This is a genomic window from Desulfosalsimonas sp., assembly GCF_055149105.1.
On record NZ_JBSRLA010000039.1, the window covers coordinates 1 to 24,539 of the forward strand.

Annotated in this window: 23 protein-coding genes; 11 read left to right on the forward strand and 12 right to left on the reverse strand. The window is 50.8% G+C overall.

The window, feature by feature from the left end; genetic code table 11:
- Positions 1-206: 206 nt before the first annotated feature.
- The 8 genes from ACTCIA_RS10335 (at position 207) to ACTCIA_RS10370 (ending at position 10,028) form a co-directional block, all read left to right on the forward strand.
- A complete protein-coding gene (locus ACTCIA_RS10335; protein ID WP_463001738.1) occupies positions 207-2,306 on the forward strand; it encodes a tetratricopeptide repeat protein in 2,100 nt (699 codons plus the stop codon).
- On the forward strand, positions 2,296-3,462 hold the full coding sequence (locus ACTCIA_RS10340; protein ID WP_463001790.1) for a vitamin K epoxide reductase/DsbA family protein: 1,167 nt from the start codon (positions 2,296-2,298) through the stop codon (positions 3,460-3,462). The genes ACTCIA_RS10335 and ACTCIA_RS10340 overlap by 11 nt, the downstream gene beginning before the upstream one ends.
- 259 nt (positions 3,463-3,721) lie before the next feature.
- Positions 3,722-4,267 (forward strand): GspH/FimT family pseudopilin, encoded by a 546-nt coding sequence (locus ACTCIA_RS10345; RefSeq protein WP_463001739.1) that lies wholly within the window; start codon positions 3,722-3,724, stop codon positions 4,265-4,267.
- Between the two features lie 10 nt (positions 4,268-4,277).
- Positions 4,278-4,952 carry a PilW family protein gene (locus tag ACTCIA_RS10350; RefSeq protein WP_463001740.1) on the forward strand — a complete coding sequence of 225 codons (675 nt, stop codon included), beginning with the start codon at positions 4,278-4,280 and terminating at the stop codon, positions 4,950-4,952.
- Between the two features lie 26 nt (positions 4,953-4,978).
- Entirely contained in the window at positions 4,979-5,368 is a 390-nt protein-coding gene (locus ACTCIA_RS10355; RefSeq protein WP_463001741.1) for a type IV pilus modification PilV family protein, read from the forward strand.
- Between the two features lie 5 nt (positions 5,369-5,373).
- Positions 5,374-5,958, forward strand: coding sequence for a PilX N-terminal domain-containing pilus assembly protein (locus ACTCIA_RS10360; protein ID WP_463001742.1), 585 nt, complete (start codon positions 5,374-5,376; stop codon positions 5,956-5,958).
- A 73-nt stretch (positions 5,959-6,031) separates the two neighbouring features.
- Positions 6,032-6,343 (forward strand): hypothetical protein, encoded by a 312-nt coding sequence (locus ACTCIA_RS10365; protein ID WP_463001743.1) that lies wholly within the window; start codon positions 6,032-6,034, stop codon positions 6,341-6,343.
- A 661-nt stretch (positions 6,344-7,004) separates the two neighbouring features.
- Positions 7,005-10,028, forward strand: coding sequence for a pilus assembly protein (locus ACTCIA_RS10370; RefSeq protein ID WP_463001744.1), 3,024 nt, complete (start codon positions 7,005-7,007; stop codon positions 10,026-10,028).
- A gap of 101 nt (positions 10,029-10,129) precedes the next feature.
- Here the strand turns inward: ACTCIA_RS10370 and ACTCIA_RS10375 are convergent, their stop codons facing one another.
- Positions 10,130-10,477, reverse strand: a complete 348-nt coding sequence (locus ACTCIA_RS10375; RefSeq protein ID WP_463001745.1) for an HVO_A0114 family putative DNA-binding protein — start codon at positions 10,475-10,477, stop codon at positions 10,130-10,132.
- Positions 10,458-10,754 (reverse strand): toxin-antitoxin system TumE family protein, encoded by a 297-nt coding sequence (locus ACTCIA_RS10380; RefSeq protein WP_463001746.1) that lies wholly within the window; start codon positions 10,752-10,754, stop codon positions 10,458-10,460. Before ACTCIA_RS10380 ends, ACTCIA_RS10375 begins: the two co-directional genes overlap by 20 nt.
- Positions 10,755-11,132: 378 nt before the next feature.
- Here ACTCIA_RS10380 and ppdK point away from each other — a divergent pair, with 378 nt between their 5' ends.
- The 3 genes from ppdK (at position 11,133) to ACTCIA_RS10395 (ending at position 18,048) form a co-directional block, all read left to right on the forward strand.
- Entirely contained in the window at positions 11,133-13,847 is a 2,715-nt protein-coding gene (gene ppdK / locus ACTCIA_RS10385; protein WP_463001747.1) for a pyruvate, phosphate dikinase, read from the forward strand.
- A gap of 163 nt (positions 13,848-14,010) precedes the next feature.
- Positions 14,011-14,442, forward strand: a complete 432-nt coding sequence (locus ACTCIA_RS10390; protein WP_463001748.1) for a nucleotidyltransferase family protein — start codon at positions 14,011-14,013, stop codon at positions 14,440-14,442.
- A 78-nt stretch (positions 14,443-14,520) separates the two neighbouring features.
- Complete coding sequence (locus ACTCIA_RS10395; RefSeq protein ID WP_463001749.1) at positions 14,521-18,048, forward strand: DUF748 domain-containing protein; 3,528 nt, start codon at positions 14,521-14,523, stop codon at positions 18,046-18,048.
- A gap of 18 nt (positions 18,049-18,066) precedes the next feature.
- Here the strand turns inward: ACTCIA_RS10395 and ACTCIA_RS10400 are convergent, their stop codons facing one another.
- The 10 genes from ACTCIA_RS10400 to ACTCIA_RS10445 form a co-directional block, all read right to left on the reverse strand.
- Positions 18,067-18,273, reverse strand: a complete 207-nt coding sequence (locus ACTCIA_RS10400; RefSeq protein ID WP_463001750.1) for a hypothetical protein — start codon at positions 18,271-18,273, stop codon at positions 18,067-18,069.
- Complete coding sequence (locus ACTCIA_RS10405) at positions 18,270-18,710, reverse strand: type II toxin-antitoxin system VapC family toxin (protein ID WP_463001751.1); 441 nt, start codon at positions 18,708-18,710, stop codon at positions 18,270-18,272. Before ACTCIA_RS10405 ends, ACTCIA_RS10400 begins: the two co-directional genes overlap by 4 nt.
- 44 nt (positions 18,711-18,754) lie before the next feature.
- Positions 18,755-18,943: a hypothetical protein gene (locus tag ACTCIA_RS10410; protein ID WP_463001752.1), complete on the reverse strand. Its 189-nt coding sequence runs from the start codon at positions 18,941-18,943 to the stop codon at positions 18,755-18,757.
- A gap of 65 nt (positions 18,944-19,008) precedes the next feature.
- Positions 19,009-20,085 (reverse strand): chorismate synthase, encoded by a 1,077-nt coding sequence (gene aroC, locus ACTCIA_RS10415; RefSeq protein ID WP_463001753.1) that lies wholly within the window; start codon positions 20,083-20,085, stop codon positions 19,009-19,011.
- Positions 20,054-20,602 carry a shikimate kinase gene (locus ACTCIA_RS10420; RefSeq protein ID WP_463001754.1) on the reverse strand — a complete coding sequence of 183 codons (549 nt, stop codon included), beginning with the start codon at positions 20,600-20,602 and terminating at the stop codon, positions 20,054-20,056. Before ACTCIA_RS10420 ends, aroC begins: the two co-directional genes overlap by 32 nt.
- Positions 20,599-21,864 carry a 3-phosphoshikimate 1-carboxyvinyltransferase gene (aroA, locus tag ACTCIA_RS10425; protein WP_463001755.1) on the reverse strand — a complete coding sequence of 422 codons (1,266 nt, stop codon included), beginning with the start codon at positions 21,862-21,864 and terminating at the stop codon, positions 20,599-20,601. The genes ACTCIA_RS10420 and aroA overlap by 4 nt, the downstream gene beginning before the upstream one ends.
- A 7-nt stretch (positions 21,865-21,871) precedes the next feature.
- Positions 21,872-22,201, reverse strand: coding sequence for a type II toxin-antitoxin system RelE/ParE family toxin (locus ACTCIA_RS10430; protein ID WP_463001756.1), 330 nt, complete (start codon positions 22,199-22,201; stop codon positions 21,872-21,874).
- The gene (locus tag ACTCIA_RS10435; RefSeq protein ID WP_463001757.1) at positions 22,201-22,476 is read right to left on the reverse strand and encodes a type II toxin-antitoxin system Phd/YefM family antitoxin; all 276 of its coding nucleotides are present in this window, start codon (positions 22,474-22,476) and stop codon (positions 22,201-22,203) included. The genes ACTCIA_RS10430 and ACTCIA_RS10435 overlap by 1 nt, the downstream gene beginning before the upstream one ends.
- Before the next feature lie 207 nt (positions 22,477-22,683).
- Positions 22,684-23,535, reverse strand: a complete 852-nt coding sequence (locus ACTCIA_RS10440) for a shikimate dehydrogenase (protein ID WP_463001758.1) — start codon at positions 23,533-23,535, stop codon at positions 22,684-22,686.
- A complete protein-coding gene (locus tag ACTCIA_RS10445) occupies positions 23,535-24,530 on the reverse strand; it encodes a 3-dehydroquinate synthase II (RefSeq protein WP_463001759.1) in 996 nt (331 codons plus the stop codon). The genes ACTCIA_RS10440 and ACTCIA_RS10445 overlap by 1 nt, the downstream gene beginning before the upstream one ends.
- Positions 24,531-24,539: the final 9 nt, after the last annotated feature.

Consider the following 24,539-nt stretch of genomic DNA (forward strand, 5'->3'; position numbering starts at 1 on the left):
AAATCGATTTTTTGTAAGCCATTGATTTTATTGAGTTTTCATCGTGCCGACTTGCCCCGCCCGCCGGTGCGGCGCCCTTAAAAAACGGGAAACTTTAGTAAAAACATTTTTTATTAACAAAAGGCCTTTCCTGACTGTATGGTCGGGAAAGGCTTTCTAATATTTTTACAAACTTTAAGGCCAGATGCAGAATGGAGTATCAGGGTATGCAAGCACGGGAACCGAGTAACTGGTATGTGATGATTTTGCTATGTGCTCTTATCCTTCTTGCTTACAGCAATACATTCGATGCTTCTTGGCAATTTGATGATTTCCATAATATCACAGAAAATAATAGAAACCAGATAGAGAACCTTTATCCCAGTACATTACATAATGTACTGTTTAATGCGTCAAGCAACAACAAAATTTTTGACCGTCCTATCTCGCACTTAAGCTTTGCGTTTAACTGGTATTTTTCTCAGAAAGATGTCTTTGGTTACCATACAATAAATACAACAATTCACATTTTTACGGCTTTTTTTTTATATTTCACAATAGTTTCGCTTTTTAAAACACCAAATCTGCTTGGCACATATACGGGCCGTGAACATTTTATCGCTTTTCTTGCTGCCGTCCTTTGGGCAGTCAATCCTATACAAACCCAAGCTGTAACCTATATCGTTCAGCGTATGGCCTCCATGGCTGCTTTGTTTTATTTGATAGGAATACTCTTTTATATAAAGGGAAGAATCTGTTCTTTATGGAGTGTCAAGCTAATATTTTATTTTGGAGTTTTTCTATCTTTTGCACTTGCGGTGGGATCTAAGGAAAACGCCCTTATGCTTCCTGTTTCACTGTTTGTGGTAGAGTTGGTGTTTTTTAGAGACATCTCTAACCCAAGAACAAGAAAACATTTCATATGGTTAGGGTGCGCTTTATCAGTTGTGCTTTTTGCTATAGGCTTGATGCTTTTTATGAGCAATGGGTTTATCTCTCGCCTTCAAGAAGGTTACGCTAACCGAACTTTCACGTTAACAGAGCGTCTTTTAACCCAACCAAGGATAGTAATTTTCTATATTTCGCAAATTTTTTACCCGATAGCTGACCGGCTTTCCATTGTACATGATTTTGAGATTTCCACAGGTCTTTTTCGTCCATGGACTACATTACCAGCAATCTTGTTTATCCTTGGGCTTATAGGAGCAGCTTTCTGGCAGATAAAAAAACATCCGCTAATTTCATTTGCTATTTTGTTCTTCTTTTTAAATCATGTTATCGAGTCCTCGATTATCCCGCTTGAACTGGTTTTTGAACATCGAAATTATCTGCCATCCCTTTTTCTGTTTGTGCCGGTTGCAGCAGGATTCAAATGGATAATCGATTATTACTTAAATAAACAAAAGGTAATGGCAGGGGTCATTATAGGATTTGTCTCACTCCTAGTTATGGTCCTTGGCATAGGCACATACGTTCGCAATATAGCATGGGCCAATGAACAAACCCTTTGGCGGGATGCGTTGAATAAAGCCCCCCAAAGCGCCAGACCATATCACAACCTTGCAACGGGCTTTTACGCAGAGATTGGTAATTATGATAAGGTAGAAGAACTTTGTGAAAAAGCTATGGGCCTATACGACAGCACGAAACATAAGGCAAAAATTCTATCCCTTGACAATATTGCCAATGCCTATGCCAAGCGTGATGAAGATTATGATAAAGTGATAAGAATTTATAATCAGGTACTAAAAATCGAACCGGAAAGATCGAGAAGTCGATATCACCTATCTCTTGCCTTAATCCACACTGGGCAAATAGATAAGGCCCTTGAAAACATAAACCAATTATCAATGAATCACCCCGATACTGTGCAGTATTTAAACATTAAAGCTTTTATCCTCCTTAAGCAAAATAATCCTAAGGATGCACTCCCGAATTTGAAAAGAGCTATACAAGAAAATCCAGATGATGAAAAAACACTTCTCAACGCAGGGTTGGCCAAACTATTGATCGGGAAACACGAATCCGCAACCCATTTTCTAAGCCGCATTCCTGGTCGCTCACCACAAAAAGCAACAGCTTTGCTTTTACAAATTGAGAACAGTGTGCGTGGCGGAGACACTTCAAAAGCTAAGGAATATGCAGAACAGCTTATAGCAAGGACGAGTCCGCAAAAAATCCGCGAAACCATACAAAAAGCTAACGAGCCGGGCCTTACGTGGCCTATTTCAGAAGAACTGGTGGTACCGGTGATCGCTGAAGTGCTTCAGAAGCAATCCCTAAACATGTCAGGCTTGCTTAAAAAAACGGCGAATGATGAAGGTTAAGAACGTTAAACCCCTCCCCTTTCCTGTCTACTTTTGGGCGGTTGGTGCTGTTGCAGCAGGCGGTCTGGCCAACTCGGTTTATCTTGCGTTCTCCCATTACCGGGTGCATACGGATATTATGTATACCAGCTTTTGTGCGGTATCCCAGGCCATTAACTGTGATACTGTGTCCCAGAGCCCTTATTCCATATTACTGGGTGTCCCTGTACCTGTATGGGGAATTTTCGGGTATCTGGTCTTTCTGGGGCTGGTGTTTTTTGCCGGCACAAGGCAGGCCGGAAAAACCCGGGTCTGGCCGGTTTTGTTTTTCATCGCCCTGGGATTTTGCGGATACAGCGTTTATCTGGCCTATATTTCCAAGTATTATATCCGTGCCTATTGCATCATGTGTATTACCGGCTATGGAATCAATCTGGCCCTTTTGTATTTTGTATGGATCGTCAGGCGGCGGTTTCCGGAAAAAGGGATTTTCAGGGGTGTTTACAAGGATATTGCCTTTTTGTGGGCATTGAGGAAAAAGGTCTTCTGGGTGTTTTCACCGCTTTTGCTGGTGGTTGTATGGGCGCTTTTGTTTTTCCCGAATTACTGGGGCTTTGAACTGCCGCCGGTTTCCGCGGAAATCTCCACGGGCGTCACAGAAGACGGATCGGCCTGGATCGGCGCGCAAGACCCGGAGCTGGTTATTACCGAGTACACGGATTATATGTGTTTTCACTGCAAGAAGATGCATGCCTACCTTCGCCAGATCGTGGAGAAAAACCCCGACAAGATCCGTTTGGTGCACAAGCATTTTCCCATGGACCACGGGTTTGGCAATCCCATTGTGGACTCCCCATACCATGAAGGCGCCGGCAAGTTGGCCATTGCTGCTGCCTATGCCCAGTATGAAGGCCGGTTCTGGGAAATGAACGACCGGTTGTACGATATCCCCAGGGGCGTAAAATCCATAGATATCAAAAAACTGGCAGAAGAAACCGGCGTGAACCTGCAAAGACTATCCGTGGCGCCCCAAATCAAGAAACTGCGGTACAAGGTGAAACGGGATATGACAGAAGCCATTGAACTGGGTATCCGGGGCACGCCCGCCTATGTCATTGACGGCGAGGTTTTCCAAGGCCAAATACCGGTGGAAGCCATAAAAAAAATTCTGGAATAATCCCTGCTGCGCTATTAAAAAATTTTAAGGCAGGTATTAAAAATTATAATAGAATAGCGCATTATTTTGTTATTGAAAATTTTTTGGCAGGCCGCTCAAAAAATCTGCTTTTTTGTTTATTCATATCAATTTCAAAGAATTAAAATCAAAAAAACTGCGTTTTGAACTACCTTGAGAATGCTGCGGTACAATTCTTGTATGGTTTTTTGAATATATACCTTCAATTCTATCACGGCTATGAAAACAAGGAGCCAGTCTCGTGACACTGAAGCAACTTCATTCGATCCCTCAAAAGTCTTCCGGCTTTACCCTGCTGGAGCTCATGGTGGCCATAGCCATTGTGGCCATTCTGGCTGCCGTTGCATTTGGCAGTCTCAACACCCTTGTGCCCAGATACCAGGTGAAATCCGCTGCACAGGATCTGCGGTCGGATTTGCAGAGGGTCAAAATGGAGGCGGTCAAAAGCAACCAGGAGGCCCTGATCACTTTTGACAAGGCAGATGCCGGCAGCCAGGGCGGGTATACAACGTGTATTAACAATGACGGCAATCAAATCTGCGACGAAGCCCAGGGAGACGTCATCCTTGCTCAAAAAACGTTTACTGCCAACAATTACAAGCATGCACTTCTCAAAAATCCGGGCTTTACAAACGGGGAACACTTCAAATTCAACAGCCGGGGCATACCGGTGCAGGATGACGGCTCGTACTTCAGCAGCGGGAGCGTGGAGATAGAAAACGGAAAGGACAGCAACTATACTCTGTCCATTACTGTCAGTCCTTCAGGAAGAATACGGATCGATTAGGAAAATGATGATGATGATGCATACACATGCCGGGATTCGGCTGCAATGGAAACAGGCGGGTTTTACCCTGATCGAGCTTTTGGTGGCAGTGGCCATTTCTTCAATTGTGCTGCTGGCACTGGGCCAGTTTTTTATTTCCACCAACAAGACCAATACCATCCAGGAAAAAGTGGCTGCATCACAGCAGGATGTCCGAACGGTGATGGAGATGATCACCCGGGATCTGCGCATGGCCGGACTTGACCCCACTAAGGATGCGGATGCCGGATTCACTGATAACAGCGACGGGACAAATAGCAATTCCATTGCTTTTGCATTTGATTATTATGATGACGCTGGAGATCCCTACAGTGACGGTGATTGCGATGATGACAGGGAACATGTGTGCTACAGTTTCGATGAAGACAACGGCAAAATCATGTATCGATGGTCAAATGACGGGGGCGCCAACTGGCCGGGCGCCCAGTCGCTTACCCAGGACAACACTATTTCATCCCTGGAATTTGAATATTTTGAGGACAAGGATGCCCTGGACAGCAACACGACCATTTCAGACCCGGCTGCCAACCTCGAAGATATCGAAATCGTGAGAATAACCATCTGCGGGACCATCACCGGGGCATATGCTGAGGATTTGAACAATGAGCTTTGCTTTTCAAATGTTGTCAGACCCAGAAATCTGTAAACAGCCCAACTTGGAGCAACGATAAAATGATCCATGAAACCGAATCCGGATTTACCCTGATAGAGGTTCTTTTTGCCATGGCGCTGCTGGCTGTGGGTCTGCTGGGCCTGGGGTTGATGCAGGGCCATTTTGCCGAGGGCAATGCAAGATCCCGGCAGATTACCCACGCCACCGATATTGTGGCGGACAAGATAGAGGAGCTGTCCAACGCGGATTCCAGTGACACTGATTTGAACGCTGGAAACCACGGGCCTGTTACCATAACGGATTATCCCCTGGATTATGATCTTTCCTGGACAGTTACGCAGGATACCACCGACACCGGGGACCAGATTCTTGTTATTGACATAGAGGTGGACTGGACCACGGGCGGTCAGCCTCACAATATCACGTTTCAATGGGCAAGGAGCACGTAAGGCAAATGAATCAAATACCCCCTCTGAATGATAAAGGCTCGGTTCTGCTGGTCACCGTCATTATCCTGCTTTTGCTGACCTTAATTGGTGTCAGCGGCATCAATACGGCGTCCAATGATCTTCAGATCACCCGCAATTACAGAGTTTACAAGGAAAACCTGATGCTTGCAGACGCAGCCGTAAACCAGGCTTCTATTATTGTGCACAACAGCATACCAAGTGATGCTCCGACCGGCTTTTTACGAGATCGTCTGGATGAAGACGAGCTGGATGGATTCTACGATATCCAGGATCTCATTGATGAAGACAAGGACAAATACTTAAAAGATTCGGATGAATATGATGAAAACATTCTGCCTGTGCTCGGTGAGATCAACGTGAATGCAGTAATCAGTGATTTCGGTCAAAAGACAGTGACTACGCCTGTATCATTGTCTTCGGGCCAGAGCGACACCCAGTACGTTGTTTACGTGTCCACTGTGGGCGATGAAGACGATGACCCCAATTACAAGGGCGACGCCGTCATTATCGCCCGATCCCAAAAAAACGGCGGCCATGTGGTTGTCGAGGCAGGAATAGACAGACAATAATCCATAATCTTGCAAGCCGGAGGACGATCATATGAAACGTTTTTTAGCCACAGCCCTGGTTCTGGCCTGCCTGATGGCCGCCCCGAACCTTTTTGCAGAGCCGGAAGGCCCGAATGGTTCCAGGGAAATGCCGGAAACAGAAATCCTGATAAATGAGTTCCGGGCCGAAGGCTACAGGGTTTTGGGGCCGGTTCAATATCTTGGAAAAACCCTGAGAAAAATTAAACTCTATAACCATGGCACGCTTGCTTACAAAAAACTGGACGTTATGGATCAGAGGGGTGAGCATTATTACGTAAATAAATATGACTTTGTCTATGTTTTATCAAAAGATGGTCATTTGGTTTTGATCCACGTTGAAAGGGAGGGTGGTGATAATGCCTGATTTATTGAAGAAAGCAAAAAAAATCATCTTCATACTCGTTGTGATTCCTGTCTTTTTATCTTCAAACGCTTTTTCTGCAAACGAAGATTATACCGCCCTCCCGCCTTTTCTTTCAGCGGCAGTGAAACCCAATGTTCTCTTGGTGATGGACTATTCTGGTAGTATGCAGGCACCGGCAAATTATCCATCAAACCATAGGGGGTATTATGATAGTGGAGGTTTTTGGATTTATGATGAAGGCTGGCATTACCATTCTGGAAATTCACTTGTAGGTTATTATGGTGATTTGTCGGTCGAATATAACGATAGCCAAACATATTACGGCTATTTTGATTCAAATTCCTACTATGAATACAATGACTCGCATGATTTTTGGGAGAAAAGCGGCTATTCTGGAACCGGAGTGGGAAATTTGGATGCAAACCCGCCTGTCCTTCATGGCAACTTTCTTAATTTTCTGGTCATGTCCAGAGTGGATGTGGCCCTAAAAGCATTGATCGGGGGAAAGGCAGAGTGTCCGGAGGGCGTAGATTATTGCGAGCTAAGACCTCAGGGGTCGAGAAGATGGGTTGATGTTTCTGACACGGGCGGAACCCGAATTGCCCGCTTCCACATACGACCGGAAAATTACGATTCAGGAAATTATACGGATAAAGACATCTTGATAAGTGTGGATCCAGACACGGATTCGTCCATCGGCAGGTGCACAGACTTGGTTGCCAGGGTAAAAATAGATGCTGAAGAACGTGCGGGTATTGTACAGAAAAATGCCGATCAGGTTCGCTTTGGATTTATGGCTTATGCAAACGGTACCAATGATACAGCCGAGGAGGGGCTGATCAAATATGGTGTGCATGAAGACAATGTGGATGATTTGATTTCAGCCCTGGAAGAAACAGTTCCTTATTACGGAACACACACGGGGCATGCAATGCGAGAGGCCTACCGCTACCTCACCCAGGACGACGATATGCATAGTTACAATGATGATTATTATGACCCCGAAACCGCGATTGATCCGTATTATGAAGAAAAGGAGGACGGGGAACTACAGCCTGCCTGGTGCCGAAAAAGCCATGTGGTGCTGATTTCCGACGGGGTATGGAGTGGCATAGACCCGGATTACTGGGCTCATGAATTGCACACTGAAGATCTGCGGGAAACAGATGACGGCGGCGATGATGACAAATTTCCGGGTGAGCAGAACGCTGATGTTTACAGCCTTTTCACTTTTTCAGACGATAGCCAAGGCGAACAATCCATGAAAGCAGTTGCCGCTTTCGGCAACTACGAGGATGTTGACGGATGCTCTGACGGCACCCCGTATGGTTTGGATGTGGATGATGACAGCAAAAATGTTGATTTTGATGATTCTGATTTTGCGTGCAATCCCAGTGACTCTGCGGGTGATACCTGCTGCAGGGAATGGGACGAAGACGGTGACGGGGCGCCGGATGCCTATTACAATGCAAGCAACGGCGAGGAAATGGCGGTTGCTTTGAGCAAAATTTTCGGCACCATCCGGCAGGGAACCTCATCGGGTACTTCGGTGACTGCCATTACCTCCAAGTCAACATCCGGATCCGCGGTGACCCAGGCCGTGTTTTATCCGGAAAAGGAGTTTGATGACGGCAGGCGAGTTGTCTGGACAGGCAATGTGTTCAGCGACTGGTACCTGAATGCCTATATTGAGAGTTCCCTGGTGCAAAATATCCGGGAGGACACAGACGGCGATTACATCCTGGATGTGGATGGAGACCGGATACTGGAATATGTCATAGAGGATGACTCCCTGGAGGTTCAGGCATTTAATTCCGGAACAGACGGAGAAAAATCCAGTGACACCCCGGCTCAAATTTATGACAGTATTGAAGATGTGGCCCATCTTTTAAATTATGGAGAAAACTTAAAAGACAGAAGCGCAGGCTCAAGAACCATTTACGGTGCGGCAGAAGACGGGACCCGCTCCCTGTTTACTACCGGAAATCGCGAGGAGTTTGATGAATATCTGGGCACGGATGCTGACGAGTTTCCTGAATGCCTTATAGACTCCGGCGATATTCAGTATGAGGATTTGATCCGCTTTGTGCGCGGGGAGCATGTGGACGGGTGCCGATCCCGGGATGCGGATAACTCCGACTCCGTTTGGAAGCTGGGAGATATTATTTCATCTTCCCCCACTGTGGTCAACTACGGTGATTACCGGATGATTTTTACCGGCAGCAACGACGGAATGCTGCATGCCTTCCGGCTGGGATATATGAAAAACCGCGGCAACAAAGAAACTCCGATTCAGATAAGCGATTCTTACGAAACCACGGACACGGATATGGTGGGAAAAGAGGAATGGGCCTTTATACCCAAGGATGCCATGCCCTATCTGCGCTACATGGCAGATCCCAATTACGAGCATGTTTACACGGTGGACCAGAAGCCCTATGTCATTGACACCGGCGAAAAGGTGATATTGATCGGCGGCATGCGGCTGGGTGGCGCTTGCGGCAATGGTCCGGTGTCCCCGCCGTCAGACACGGATCCGGACGGACGCTCGGCTTATTTTGCTCTGAATATCACTGATCCCCAGAATCCTAAATACCTGTGGAGCTATGCTCCGGAGGGTCTGGGTTTCACCTATTCCGGCCCGGCCTATATCAAAAGAGAAGACAGTTCCGGGGACCTTCGCCACTACGCGCTTTTTGCATCCGGACCCACGGATTATGACGGCACTTCCACCCAGAATCTTCAATTTTTTGTGGTTGATCTGCTCTCCGGCAATGAACTTGATGTGTATGGCGATACACCCAATGAATTGAACCTCTCTTATGCATTTGGCGGCCGACTTTTTACAAATGGGCTGGATGTAAACGATGACGGACAGACAGACTTCGTGTTAATCGGTTACAGTGAAAGAGACAACGCAAATGCTTCTTATGCGGATACAGGCGGCGGGATCATAAAGATCTACACGGGTGATTCAGATCCGGGAGAATGGAAATATGATAAAACGTTTTTTACCACAAGTATCAGCAATCCGGTGACCGGCCCGATCGTGGCGATGGACTGCTTTCCCGAGTATATTGATTTTCCTTTCATATATTTTGGAACAGGCCGCTATTTTATCTCTGACGATGACACCGGCAATAATCCGAATTATTTATATGGAGTACCGTTCACCTATGATGAAAACAATGACGGCCAAAGCATAAACAGTGCGAACAACCTCAGTGACTTGGGTTGTTCTGAGCTTCAAAATATTAATTCCAATCCGAATCAGGGGGCATGGAAAATAGAATTAAACCAAAAGCAGGGAAACTTTCTTCGGGAACGCTGCTATTCCCGTCCGTCTACCTCGGATTACAACATTGTTTTCTTTGATACCGCCATGCCCACAGACGTGGTCTGTGAATGCGGGGGCAGAAGCCGCTCCTGGGCAATTAACTGTGCCACCGGAACCGGACTTGGAACAAATATTTGCGGTGACGGCACCTACACGGTAACCGATATACCTTTTGAATATCTGTCCCAGTTATCCGGCGGGGATATTCAGCAGAGGCACCGATCGGATTTCGCCGAGGAAGGAAGCGGGGCATCCTCATCCAGTCCCGGAGTGCCTGGGGATGAAGGCGGCGTGCCCCTTTTTCCGCCCTCTCCCACTTCAGGGGTGGATTACTGGAAACAATGGTAGCCCCGGGACGTTAGCTCCAAACAATTATTAACCTGCCCCTCTCAGGCCGGGGAAGCAAAGATTGCTGCCATCACATGCAACCCTTTGTTTCCCCGGTTTTTTCAGGCTGCGTGCAGTACGAATTCCACTTTCACAGCCTCGTATGGAAAAACAATTTGTCCGGCATCAGTGCGATCCAGAATTCCGGCGTTTAGCAGTGCGGTGATATCACCATGAACGGCCTTGACATCACGTCCGGCACGGCGTGCGGCTTCACGGATGGATACAGGCCCTGCTCCGCAAAGAACCTTGAGCAGTTTCCAGCGTTTGGCTGTCAGTACCCGCCAAAGCAATTCCGGAGATGAAAAACTGACACGGGCGGTTTCCCGGGGCCTGCCGGTTTTCCAGGCATGTGTAAAATCGGCCATTGCATCAGCAGGGTCCCGTATATCAAGAGTCAGGATTTTCATTGTTCCACCTCTCTATATCGTTTTGAAAGTCCTTGACCAATTGTTCCGGTGTCGTGAATTTGTAGACACTTTCTTTTCCGTGAAAATGCCGATGATCGCCTTTGCCGGATTCATTGTCATAGCGCAAAACACATTCGCCGCAAACAACATATGCAAGCCTGTACTTAAATTCATGGGAGCACCCCACCAGTGACTCTGGAAGATGCCATAACACCAGCTCTGCAAATGCCGATTCAGAGTAGATAATGCGTGTGCTGATGAGTTTAACGGCTTTCATGATGTAAATTATAACAACACTCCTGGTCGTTGTCAATTACACCAACATTTTGCTTTTCACTTTTTTGTAACGCACTCAGAGTGGAATCACTGGATTGCACATATAATGATCGTTTTTTTGAATTTTTACCAAACCCCGTATTTTCAGCGTTCGATGGCTGAAAACAGCCGGGATTTGCCAATTTTTCCTTGACTGATCTGCGGTTTTATCGCTATATAGTTAAATTTTCATTTGTATTTGCCTATTCTCACTATATATTTGAATCAGCACGGTAGCATGGGGGATCGCACGGGGTTTGATGCGTGGCGGTTTCCGACTCCTGGACATTGGTTTTTTCCATTATTGATTTAATTTCAGATAAAAAAGGAGTTATCCACCATGACCCAGTATGTTTACACTTTTGGCGAAGGAACCGCGGAGGGACGCGGGTCACAGAAAAATCTTCTGGGCGGCAAAGGCGCCAACCTTGCGGAAATGGCGCGCATCGGCCTGCCGGTTCCGGCCGGGTTTACCATCTCCACGGACGGCTGTGTGTATTACATGAAGCACAATGATTACCCCGAGGGCCTGGAGCAGGAAGTCGAGGCGGCTTTGGCAAAGACTGAAAAGCTCATGGGCATGAAATACGGGGATTCTGAAAACCCGCTTTTGGTCTCCTGCCGGTCCGGGGCCAGAAAATCCATGCCCGGCATGATGGAAACCGTGTTAAACGTCGGTCTGACCACCAAGACCATTCCCGGGCTGATTGAAAAAACCGGAAACGAGCGGTTTGTATGGGATGCCTACCGCCGGCTGATCCAGATGTTTGCCGATGTGGTCATGGAAAAGGCCGAGGGCTTCGAGCCAGAGGAGGGAAAAGAAATCCGTGCCCAGCTCGATGACATCATGGATGCGGTCAAGGAGCAGAAGGGTTATGAAGGCGATACGGATTTTTCAGCAGAGGATCTCAAAGAGCTGTCTGAAAAATTCAAGAAAAAGATCAAGGAAGTGCTGGGAAGCCAGTTTCCGGATGATCCCAAGGAACAGCTCTGGCAGGCCATTGGTGCGGTGTTTAAATCCTGGAACGGCAAGCGGGCCGTATCCTACCGCAGAATCGAGGGGATTCCGGACGAATGGGGCACCGCATGTAATGTGCAGAGCATGGTATTTGGCAACATGGGCGATACCTCGGCAACCGGGGTGGCCTTTACCCGCAACCCGGCCACCGGGGAGAACAAGTTTTACGGGGAATGGCTGCCCAATGCCCAGGGCGAGGACGTGGTGGCCGGCATCCGCACCCCCAATCCGTTGAACATGGACACCAAGAGCGCGCAAAACAAGCACCTGCCCTCTTTGGAAGAAGCCATGCCCGATACTTACAAAGAAATCGTGGATGTGCGCAACAAGCTTGAAACCCATTACAAGGACATGCAGGATATTGAGTTTACCATCCAGGAGGGCAAGCTCTACATGCTCCAGACCCGGGTGGGCAAACGCACGGGCATGGCCGCGTTAAACATGGCCATGGACATGCTGGCAGAAGGTCTGATTGATGAGAAACTCGCTGTCACCCGGGTATCTGCGGACCAGTTAAACGAAATGCTCCACCCCCTGGTGGACCCGGAAGCGGAAAAAAAGGCCAAAACCATTGCAGAAGGCCTGCCCGCCGGTCCGGGCGGGGCGTTCGGCCAGATCGTGTTCACCTCAGAGGATGCGGTCAAGTGGTACAGGCAAGGCAAGCATGTGATCCTGGTGCGCGAGGAGACCAACCCCGAGGATGTTGAGGGTATGCGGGCGGCAGAGGCCATTTTGACCGCCCGGGGCGGGATGACCAGCCATGCGGCCCTGGTGGCCCGGGGCTGGGGCAAGTGCTGCATTGTGGGCGCGGGCAACCTCAAGATCGATCTGCAGCAGCGCACCGTGTCCACCAACGGCAAAACCTTTAAGGAAGGCGATGTCTTTACCCTAAACGGCACCAAGGGCTATGTGTACGAAGGCGAACTGGCCATGATCGATGCCACGGAAAATCCGCGGCTGCAGGATTTCATGGCCATTGTGGACCGGTTTCGCAAACTCAATGTGCGCACCAACGCGGAAACCGCAGAGGATGTGAAACTGGCCAAGGAGTTTGGCGCAGAGGGCATCGGGCTGTATCGCACCGAGCACATGTTTTACGGCAAGGGATCGGAAAAGCCGCTGTTTCTGCTGCGGAAGATGATTCTGAGCGTAAACGAAGATGAGCGGCGGGCGGCTTTGGATGAACTGTTTCCCCATGTCAAAGACGATATCAAGGAAACCCTGGAAATTTTAGATGACCGGCCCGTGACCATCCGGCTGCTGGATCCGCCGCTGCACGAGTTTGTCCCCCACAGCGAAGAAAACCAGAAAAGGCTGGCAGAAGCCTTAAATATTGACGTGGCAACCGTGGTCAAACGCAGCACCGCTCTGCGGGAATCCAACCCCATGATGGGCCACAGGGGCGTTCGCGTGGGCATCACCTACCCGGAAATCGCAGAAGCCCAGATCCGCGCCATTCTGCAGGCCGCAGCCGAGCTAATAAAGGCGGGCAAAAAGCCCAGGCCTGAAATCATGATCCCGGTGACCTGCGATGTCAAAGAGCTCGATATCATGAAGCAGATCGTGGACCAGGTTTACGAAGATGTGGTTCAGGCTGTGGGAATTGACAAAATTGATTATGATTTCGGCACCATGATTGAAATTCCGCGGGCGGCCATGCTCTCTGATCAAATGGCGCAGACCGCACAGTTTTTCTCCTTTGGCACCAATGATCTCACCCAGATGACATTCGGGTTTTCCCGCGATGACATGGTCACCTTTATGACCGAGTATCTGGACCGCAGCATTCTGCCCAGAGACCCCTTCCAGACCCTGGACATGGAGGGTATTGCCCCCATGATCGAAGATTCTGTAAAAAAGGGGCGCACCACCCGGCCGGATCTCAAGGTGGGTATCTGCGGTGAGCACGGCGGTGACGGGCCGTCTGTGAAATTCTGCCACAGGGCGGGGTTTGATTATGTGAGCTGCTCGCCCTACCGCCTGCCCATTGCCCGGCTGGCAGCGGCCCAGGCGGCTGTGGAAGAAGAAGAGAACTGATTAGCCTGTAAAAAGTCGTTTTTACTTTCCCCCCTCCCCAAAACCCCCTTCTGCTTGCAGGAGGGGGTTTTTTATGTGGGGCGCAACAGCTGTGCATGGTTGCATCACACTGAAAAAATGCGTATGAATATAAGAAACAGCGGGAAATTATAAAGGTGACGCAATGAACAAGGCTGAAGTGATTGAAAAGATCAAAGCGCATCCCGAGATTCTGGAACGATTTTCAGTGCGGTCCTTGTCTGTATTCGGTTCGGTTGCCCGCGATGCAACAGATCATCGCAGCGATATCGATATTCTGGTGGAGTTTGAATCCGACGCACCGATCGGCCTGTTTGAATTCATATCCCTAAAGGAATCATTAAGCGAGCTGCTTGGAGTGCCTGTGGACCTGGCAACTCCGGAGGCCCTTCATCCTGCCCTTAAAGATGAAATTTTAGGGGAGGCGCTGCATGTATGGATTGATACGGCCAAAGAATTTGGAGACGCTGGGTTGTATATAGATGATTTATGGCAGCGTGTGGGAAGTAAACTCAAGGCTCAGGGAGTTGATGCCAATGACATTGATCAGGCGATTAAAGACTGCAGAAAAGATTGAATCGCAGTAACAATCTTCAGTTATTCAATATATCCGGATTTTTGCTACAACCTTAAACCTTTTGGTTATTTTTAATCCATGAAAACAACATCTTCCCTCCGTAACCGATTCCGGCTGATTTGCTGGATTGTTGGCTGTATTGTGGTTGTTTATGGTCTTGCCGGTTTTGTGGCCGTCCCCATGATCGCGGAAAAAAAACTGCCCGGGATTCTTTCTGATGCCCTTGATGCGGATGTCATTGTTGACGACATTGATTTTAACCCGTTTACCTTTCGCGCGGCGGTAAACGGGCTGTCCGTGTCCGGGAAAGACGGCGCGCCCCTGCTAGAGGCGGAGCATGTTTCGGCCAACGTGCAGCTGGCCTCTGTTGTAAAGATGGGGGCAGTCCTCAAGTCCGTTGAAATCATAGCGCCCCGGGTTAATGTGGTGCGCCGGGCTGACGGGAGCTTGAATTTTTCGGTTCTGGCCGGCGGCGATGACGGGGACGTTGAAAAACAAACCCCGGCAGATGAAAACGGCACCAGCCCGGTTTATTTCTCGGTTGCAGAGGTGCGCCTCACAGACGGTCAGGTTGTGTTTACCGATCAAGCCTCCGGGTTTGACACAACCATTGACCCGGTATTTGTTTTGATCGAAAATTTAAGCAGTGAACCCAACGCCATGGCCGACCTGGAGGTTCGTCTGCAAAGCAATGCAAAAGAAACCATTGCCTGCACGGGCCGGCTGGGGTTGTTTCCGGTGTCTGCAGAGGCGCGGCTGGATGCGCAGAATCTGTCTGTGGCCCATTATGCCCCGTTTTACCGGGATTTGACCGGCCTGGAGATCAGGGACGGCCGCGTGGATGTTTCCGGAGACATGATTTATCCCCAGCCCTCCCCTGTTTCGGAAAACCCATTGCTTGAAAACGGTCAGCTCCGCATCCGCTCGCTTCTGGTTCATGATCCGGATACGGGCAATGCGGCTTTGGACATTGACGAGTTCAGCCTTTCGGGAATCCGGGTCAATCCCGAAAAGCGGTCCGTGGATGTCAAAAATATATCCACCCAAGGCGGAAAAATCCTTTGCGAGCGGACGGAAAACGGGAGATTGAATTTTTCCAAACTCACAGCCGGCTCCAAACAGGCAGACGGGAGTGATACAGAACAAACACCGAAAAAAACAGACCCAAAGCCCTCCCCTGACCCCTGGAACGTGCATCTTGGCAGGATCAGCGTCAGCGGCTACAGCGTGGCATATACCGATGCCGTGCCCAAAGAGACGGTTTCCCTGGGGCTTGACGGCATTACCATCCGGCTCTATGACATGGCCCTGCAACAAGATCATCTAACCGAGTGGTCCTTTGCATCCCTTGCCCGGCCCGGCATTGTCTCTGCCCAGGGCACTTTTGGGCTCGATCCCGTGGCAGCGTCCTTTGATTTCAGGGTCAGCGAAGTGGACCTGGCGGGTGCGGCTCCGTATGCCAAAGACTTTGGCGCAGATATTCAAAAGGGGATCGTCCATGCCGCCGGCAGCGTGGAGGCGGGCATAACACCGGAGGGATTTTCTGCCCAATATGCCGGAGAAGCCTGGATTGACGATTTTACGGCAACAGATCCCCAAACCGGAAACGAATTTCTGAAATTTGTCCACCTGGGATTTGAAGACATCCGCGCTAAAATGGCCGATCAGGTTTCTGTTTCCCTGGACCGGATTTTGATTCAGGAGCCGCGATTTTCCGCAGGCCTGGCACAGAACGGCAGCCTGCTGCCGACACTTCTGGCAGGAAAAAGCAGCAAAAACGACAAGTCAGATGCTACGGAAAATCAAAACCAGATTTCGGGAGCAGAGAAATCCCAATCAGGTGAAAATGGCGGCACGCAGGCAAATGCCCTGGCCTACGAAGTCACTGTCAACCGCATTGACCTGGAAAACGGCGGGTTTGTTTTTACTGACCAAACAGTTGCCCCGGAAATTGCCGGCCGTCTGGATCCCATAAATTTGCAGGTCTCGGATTTCCGCCTGGCCCCAAAGGGCGCGGCCCTTGATTTCCAGCTAACCGATCTTTCCCTGGCTGGTGCAAGCCCGCTGGCTGTGCCGTATGGCGCAGATATCCAGGAAGGCCGGGTCAACGTATCCGGCAGCGTGGACGCCCGCACAGGTGCTGAAAATTCCGGAACCCGGTTTGAGGGCAAGGCACGAATCGAGGATTTCACTGCAGCAGACCCGGAAACCGGAAAACCGTTTTTGGCATTTGATCAGCTCGGATTTGAAAATATCCTGGCCAAATCCGCGGATACCACTGCCGTGTCAATGGATCGGATTTTGCTTCAAAAGCCGGTGTTCACCCTGGGCGTTGAAAAAGACGGCCGCATGTTTCCGTCCGCCCTGGCCGGAGGGGAGGATAGTGATGCCAAAGATACCACGGATAAAGCCCGGGCAAGGGATCAAAGCGCTTCTGCGCAAAGAGCGCCGGCTGGATCTGGTGACGGGCGGCAATCAGAGACACCGTCCTTTAAAGCCGATATCAGTAAAATTGAAATACAGGAAGGCGGGTTTGACTTTTTTGATCATTCGGTTTCCCCGCCGTTTGCCACCCGGCTTTCGCCCATTGATGCCAATCTTTCCGATGTGCGGCTGGATCCGGAAAATGTAACGGACTTTACGGTCAAGGGCCGGCTCGACGGACAGTCCCCCTTTACGGTGAGCGGCAAAATCCGGCCCCTGGCCCCCAAAGACATGACCCTGACCCAGGTGAAATTCGACAACATTGAAATGCCCATGTTTACACCTTATTTCGGAAAATATCTGGGATATGAAATCCAGAAGGGCAAACTTCACCTGGATCTGGGCTATCAGGTGGATTCCTTGAAGCTTGACGGGAAAAACCAGGTGCGCCTGAATCAGTTTTATCTGGGAGAAAGCGTGCAGAGCGACGACGCCATCAGTCTGCCCCTGAAACTGGCCCTGGCCCTGCTCCGGGACCGGGCCGGAAAAATTGATTTGAACGTGCCGGTTGAAGGCGATATGGGAAGCCCCAAATTCCGGCTGGGAGGAGTGATCTTTGACGCGTTTGTCAATTTGTTAAAGCGACTGGTCACCTCGCCGTTTTCCGCCCTGGCCTCTTTGGTGCCCGGGGCCGAGGACCTCAGATATGTGGATTTTGCACCTGGCAGCCCTGAGCTGACCGACAAGGAGCGTGATAAACTGGAAAAACTGGCAACAGCCCTTTACGAGCGGCCGAGCCTGCGCCTGCTGGTGCGGCCGGGTGCGGCTGAGCAAAGGGACCGGCAGGCACTGCAGCAGCAGGAGATTGAAAAACGGGTCAGGGCGGAAAAAGGCAATGGTGAGCAGCCGCTTTCAGACAAGGAATATGAAAAGATCCTGAAAAAACTCTGCAAGAATGCAGATATCAGTGTAAAAGACCTGTCTGTGGCTCAAATGGAAGCAGCGCTCAGACAAACCATTGAAATCCCGAATACCCGGCTGCGGCAGTTGGCTGACCAGCGCGGTGAGCGGGTTCGAAACGCCCTTCTGGCAGATGACCGAATCAAGTCCGGCCGGGTGTTTATGGTATCCCCGGAAATAACCGATCAGCCCAGGGTGGAGTTTGAACTGGAGGCGGAATGAGTAAAACGAATAATAATGTTACTTGCTTCTGGATTTAATTTCAGAAATCATTTCTTCAAGAGAAAGGTCTTTAAGCCAGTTTTCGCGATCCCGGGTATAGTCGCCCGTCCCCACCGAGAATTGATTCAAAAATCGTATCGTATCCACAACGCCCATTTCTTTATAAAGAATATGGGTTGCTCTCCTGCTTATTTCCGCAATCGATCTGCTCGCTTGTGTATTCATATATGCAACTCCATCACCAGTTCGATTGGTGATACCACGTTGGTGTTCAATTCTTTAAAATTTTTTGCCTTTTTTGAAAACCTGTCATCGCATGTGCAAAAATAATCAATTTTCCAACAAGATGCAAACGCCAAATGTAAAGCATCCAATGGCTGCAATCCTTCTTTTTCAAATTTTCGGGCGACGAATTCCACTTCTTCCGTAAGTGATATCGTCTCACTTGCCATTGAGAGAATTTCCAGGGCATCATCTTTACGATTGGGGTCGGGAATGCGATGAATTTCAAACAACAGGGCATCTGAGGAAATAAGTGTCAGCTTCCCGGATTCGCACAATGAGAGGATGGCCAGAACAGATTCAGCTTCAACCGCTATCCTCGGCTGGGATTTATCGTCAAACGGGCGCTGAAGACAGCAGCAGTCGAGATAAATTTTCATGAAGCCTCTTTCATGGTTGGGCTACAGGCGAGATCGTTGCTATATTAAAGATTGCAATAGGCTTCTTCTCGGATATCCTTGTGATCAAACCTGCCGTTTAGACTGTAGGTATGAATTTTTTCATGCTGTTTTTCGGATTTTCTTATAGTTTGAATAAATTCATATATTTTCTCTACCATCTCATCGGGCATCCGATCAATTTCACTTTTTATCATTTCTTTTGTGGGATGCATTTTCATTCTCCTATAAATATTTTCTCTAAATTTAATTTAACTCCAGTACGTTGTCAATATTCCGCCTATAATGCATTTTTGTTATCTTCAGACAAAACCGCCTGCTGCCGCAGGAGATGATCGGCCAGGACCAGGCAGACCATGGCTTCGCATACCACGTTGACCCGGGGAATGGCGCTTATATCGTGGCGGCCCTGAACTGAGATGCGCTGTGGCCGGCCCTGTTTGTCAATGGTGTCCTGTTCAACGGCAATGGAGGCAATGGGTTTGACTGCCGCGCGCATCACCAGGTCCTGGCCGCTGGATATCCCCGCCAGGATGCCGCCGGCATTGTTGGACAAAAACCCTTCCGGGGTGATGGGATCGTTATGAACCGAACCGGTCATGGCGGCTGCGCCAAACCCGGCCCCGATTTCAACGCCCTTGACCGCGCCGATGCTCATCAGCGCCTTTGCCAGGTCTGCATCCAGCTTGTCAAAAACCGGCTCCCCAAGGCCCGCCGGAACCCCTGAAGCCCGGATCTCCACAATGCCGCCCAGGGAATCCCCGGCTTTTTTCACTTCATCCACCCGCTGTTCCATTTTTGCGGCAGCTTCCATATCCGGTGTGCAAAACGGGTTTTGGCAGATAGCCTCGGGATCAAAATGCCGGCATTCAATGCCGCCAAGGGCTTGGGTGTATGCAGAAACGCTTATTTTATGGTTTTTCAAAACCGCTGCGGCCACGGCGCCGGCCGTCACCCGAACCGCGGTCTCCCGGGCGGATGCCCTTCCACCGCCCCGCCAGTCCCGGATTTTGTACTTGGCATCGTAGGTGAAATCCCCGTGTCCGGGCCGGTACATTTCGGCATAGGGCTTGTAGGCATCTGAACGGGCATCCTTGTTTTCAATGACAAGGGATATGGGCGTTCCCGTGGTTTTTCCTTCAAACACTCCGGACAGAATCCTTGCGCAGTCAGCCTCGCGCCGGGCTGTGCCGGTTTTGGTGCTGCCCGGTTTTCTGCGATCCAGCATTGCCGCCAGGGTTTGTTCGCTCAGATCGATTTTCGGGGGGCACCCGTCGATGACCGCGCCGATTGCCGGGCCGTGGGATTCGCCCCAGGTGGTGACTTTAAACAGGGTTCCGAAGGTATTGCCTGCCATAACGGCTCCTTATCTGTAAAACCAGATCATGGCAAATCCGGTCAGTATCCTTGTCATCGGTTGCTATTTGCATCCGGCAGGCGTTTTTATACAGGGGCGTGCGGTAATCCAGGGTTTCAACCACTTCCTGGAACACCGGATCGGTGCCCAAAGCCGGACGCCGGGAGCCGGTGGCGGGATCGGCCTGCATGCGTAAAACAATGGTTTCTGGCCGGGCCGTAAGCCATACAACAATGCCGGACTTGTTCATGGCGGATACATTTTCCGGCCGCAGAACCGCACCGCCGCCGGTGGCCACCACCAGGCCGGTCTGCCGGGACAGATCAGCCAGGATTTGCGTTTCTGTGTCGCGAAACGCGTCCCACCCGTTTTTGGCCACAAAATCGGCAATACAGGCGCCAGCGCGCTGCTCAAAGATATCGTCAGCATCTGCAAACGCCATGTCCAGACCATCGGCCAGGCATCTGCCAACGGAGCTTTTACCGGTGCACCGGTATCCGATCAGGTAAATGTTCATGGGGTATAGACCTTTTCCAACACCTCCCAGAAATCCGGGAAGGATTTTTCCACGCAGTCCGGGTCGGCAATGGTGATGTTGGGTACGGCAAGGCCGGCCACGGCAAAGCTCATGGCAATGCGGTGATCGTCATAGGTGGCAATCTGCGCCCCGCGGTCGGGCGGGCCGGTGATCACAAGGCCGTCGGGCGTGACTTGGGCGGAAACGCCGATCTTTGTCAGCTCCGCGGCCATGGCCGCCAGCCGGTCGCTTTCCTTGGCCCGCAGATGTGCGGCGTTTGTGATGGTGGTGGTGCCTTTGGCAAAGGATGCCACAACCGCAAGTGTTGGCACCATGTCTGGCATGTCGCCCATATCCGCATCCACGGCTGTCAGTTGGCCGCCGGAAACGGTGATGCCGCCGGGGTCTTCTTTTACCCGGCATCCCATTTTTTTCAGGATATCCAGAAAGCCGATATCTCCCTGGCGGGTGTTTCGGTCAATGCCGGTTACTTTCACCCGTCCGCCGGTGATCGCCGCTGCCGCCCAGAAATAGCCCGCCTGGGAGCAGTCGGGTTCAACCGTGTATGTGCCGGCCTTGTAAGCCTGGCCGCCGGGCACGGAAAAGCGTTCATATTGGTCTCTTTGAAATTCAATGCCAAACCGGGTCATGATATCCAAAGTCATTTCCACATACGGTCTGGATACCGGGCCATGGGTGACACGGATGTCCAGGCCGTTTTTCGTGCACGGGGCCATGAGCAGCAGGCCGGAAAGATACTGGCTGCTTGCCGAGCAGTCGATTTCTGTTGCGGTTTCCGCGACCCGGCTGCCGCCCCGGATTTCCACCGGCGGGCAGTTGTTTTGGTTCACAGACCGGGCAGAGGCACCTGTTTTTTCCAGGGCATGGAGCAATTCGCCGATGGGCCGTTCATGCATCCGCTCAGTGCCGGAAAGCAGATAAGGCCCTTTGCCCAAAGCGGCCACAGCCGCAAGCAGGCGCATGGAAGTGCCGGAATTGCCAAGGTAAATTGATTTGGGCCCTGGATCAAACCGCCCTGCCCTGCCCTGGATGACAATGTAATCGTCCTGATGCGCTATTGCAACGCCAAGTTGTGCAAGCGCACTTAAAGTATAACTTGTGTCCTGGCTATTTAAATGATTGTAAATAAAGGATTTACCATCTGACAAAGCAGCAGCAATGGCCGTGCGGTGGCTATAGCTTTTGGAGCCGGGAACGGTTATATCCGCATGGATTTTATCAGCGCATTTCACGGGACGCATAGTTTGATTATCCCCTCAACAACCGGTCCTGCAGCACGGACTGCAAATCCCGGCGGCCGTCAACGATTAACATCACGTACACCCGGTTTTCCATTATCCTGTAAATAATGCGGTAGGGCTTGAAAAATATTTCCCTGTATTCGCCAACACCCACTGCCATCAGCTCGGCCGGCCGTACTCCGCGCTCGGGAAATTCCGGTAGCGTGGAAAAAACCTTTTCAATCCGCGAAAGCACATATTCGGCTTTGCCGGGCGCGTCATGGGCGGCAATATAATGATAGATTTCCTTTAAATCCCTTGCCGCATCACGGGTCAGCAGGACATCAAAGCCGGCCATTATCCGGTTTCCTGCTGCCGGCGCAATCCGTCTATAACTTGCCCGGGCGTCACCACATGGTTTTGTTCCACCTGATGCATCCCAAGCGCCAGGATCTTGAGCAGCGCCAGGGTCTGCTGGGTCTGCTCATAGGACTTGATGTCCTGGATCACCACTCTGGCCTCACCGTTTTGCGTAATCACCAAAGGCTCCTGCTGTTGGGCCAGGTTGCGCACGATTTCGGCGGTATGGGCCTTTAGGTAACTGATGGGCTTTATCCGGTCAGACAGTTTCATATGCATTCCTCCCTGTTTTGTGAACCTGACTTAATATGGTCCATAAACAGGTCAATTGTCAACAGGGTTTGATGACACCGTAAAAATCCAATATCTGCGTTACGCGCGATTTCTCAGAATTTCACGTACGGCTAAGTACGTTGCATTCTTCGAAATCGCGCAAGCCTTGATCTTGAATTTTTTACGGCGCCATCTGAAAACCGACTTTTACAAGACCATCAAGTTTAAGGCGTCATAAACTGCCTGGCGCATCCGGGCGACCGGGGGTTTGCGGCCGGTCCAGAGGGCAAATTGGCGGGCGCCCTGGTAAACAAACATCCCCACCCCGTCGATCACTGTGCATCCGCATTGCCTGGCCTGCCTGAGCAGGCGGGTTTCCAGGGGGTTGTAGACAATATCCATGACCACCAGACCCGGGCGCAAAACAGATTCGGATACGGCCATGGCCTGTGTTTGCGGATGCATGCCCACGGGCGTGGTGTTGACCAGAATGTCAAACCGGCTGTTTTCCAGATCCGCCATTGGCACAAATTCAGCCCCCAAGTCCTGGGCCATGTGTCTGGCTTTTTTTTCCGTGCGATTTACAAAAATCACCCGGGTATCAACCTGGCCGCAGAGCCCGTGGCCCACTGCCCGGGCCGCGCCCCCTGCGCCGAGCACCACAACGGTTTTGCCGGAAAGCGTGGTATGATCCAGCAGCGCCTGCACCGCACCCTCGCCGTCGGTGTTATGGCCGATGAGCCGGCCGTGGTCGTTTACAATGGTGTTGACCGCCCCGATTTCCCGGGCCTGATCATGGATTTCATCCAGATAAGCCATTACAGCCACCTTGTGGGGAATGGTTACGCTCATGCCCCGTATGCCCAAAGCCCGGATCCCGGCTGCGGCACCGGCCACATCCGTAACATCAAAGGCCGCATATACCCCTGGATACCCGATTTCGGCAAAGGCCTGATTGTGCATGACCGGGCTTTTGCTATGGGCCACCGGGTGGCCCATAACCCCGTAGACTTCAGTGGATGCGTCAATTGAAACCGGATGTCCAAATGCCTGCGTCATTATTTCTCCGTGATGGTTTCATGGATTTTCATGCCAAAATGCCGCCCGGAGTCCTCGGTTGCCGCAAGCACCCGGTCGCCGGCCTTTAAAACGGCAACGGACACGGGTTTGCCGTCCGGATCCGTGAGCCGGATGGTTTCCGCGTTCTGCAAAATAGTGGTGATCTCGTGGTCGCCGATTTTTGCCCTTACCAGCATCAGGGGCCGTTTTTCAATCTTGAGCCGGCCCACAACACCCACCGAGGTGTTTCCCTGGAAATCCACGATCACCACTTCATCGCCTGCGGCCAGCTCGGACAAATACCGGGTCTTTCCCCCGGGCACCCGGGTGTAGGCGTGCACCGGCCCGGCATTGACCCGAAATGGCCGCGGGGCCACATACGGGTTGGAGATGCTTTCGGCATGCACCAGAAACAGGGCTGAACTGCTGTTTCCCACCAGCATGCCCTGGCCCGGGGCCATTTCCGTGCATGTGTCCACGCACACCCTGTCGCCCATTCCCACGGGCCGCAGTTCCGTGATTTCCGCGGTTTCCAGGCCGATTGTTTCGGTTTGGCCGGTGAGCACAGAAAGGGCTTTTTTGAGATCTGCTGCGTCTTCGGGTACATACAGGATGTGATCCACGCCCTTTTCAAGAATGGCAAATGCGGTTTGGGCTTCGGAAAGACTCTGCACCTCCGCGATCACTTTTGCTCCCCTGGCAATGAGATTTTCCAGGGGAATCACGGTCCAGTCCGTGCAGGTGAGAATCACCTGGCGGTCCCGGGCCAGTTGGGCGATCTCCTCTTCGTCTTCTCCGCTGCAGACTGTATAATACACCACATCTTTGCCGATCTGCAAATCCCCGTCTTCGGAAATGGTCAGAATCCGGCCCAGGGACCTGGCCTGGTCTGCATATCCTTCAGGGATGACCACCCCGTCCGCGCCCCCTTCAAGTGCGGTGGTGACCAGGTCCTTGTCCCAGGGATCGACTTTGACCCAGATGGTTTTTTTCATGGCTTCAAA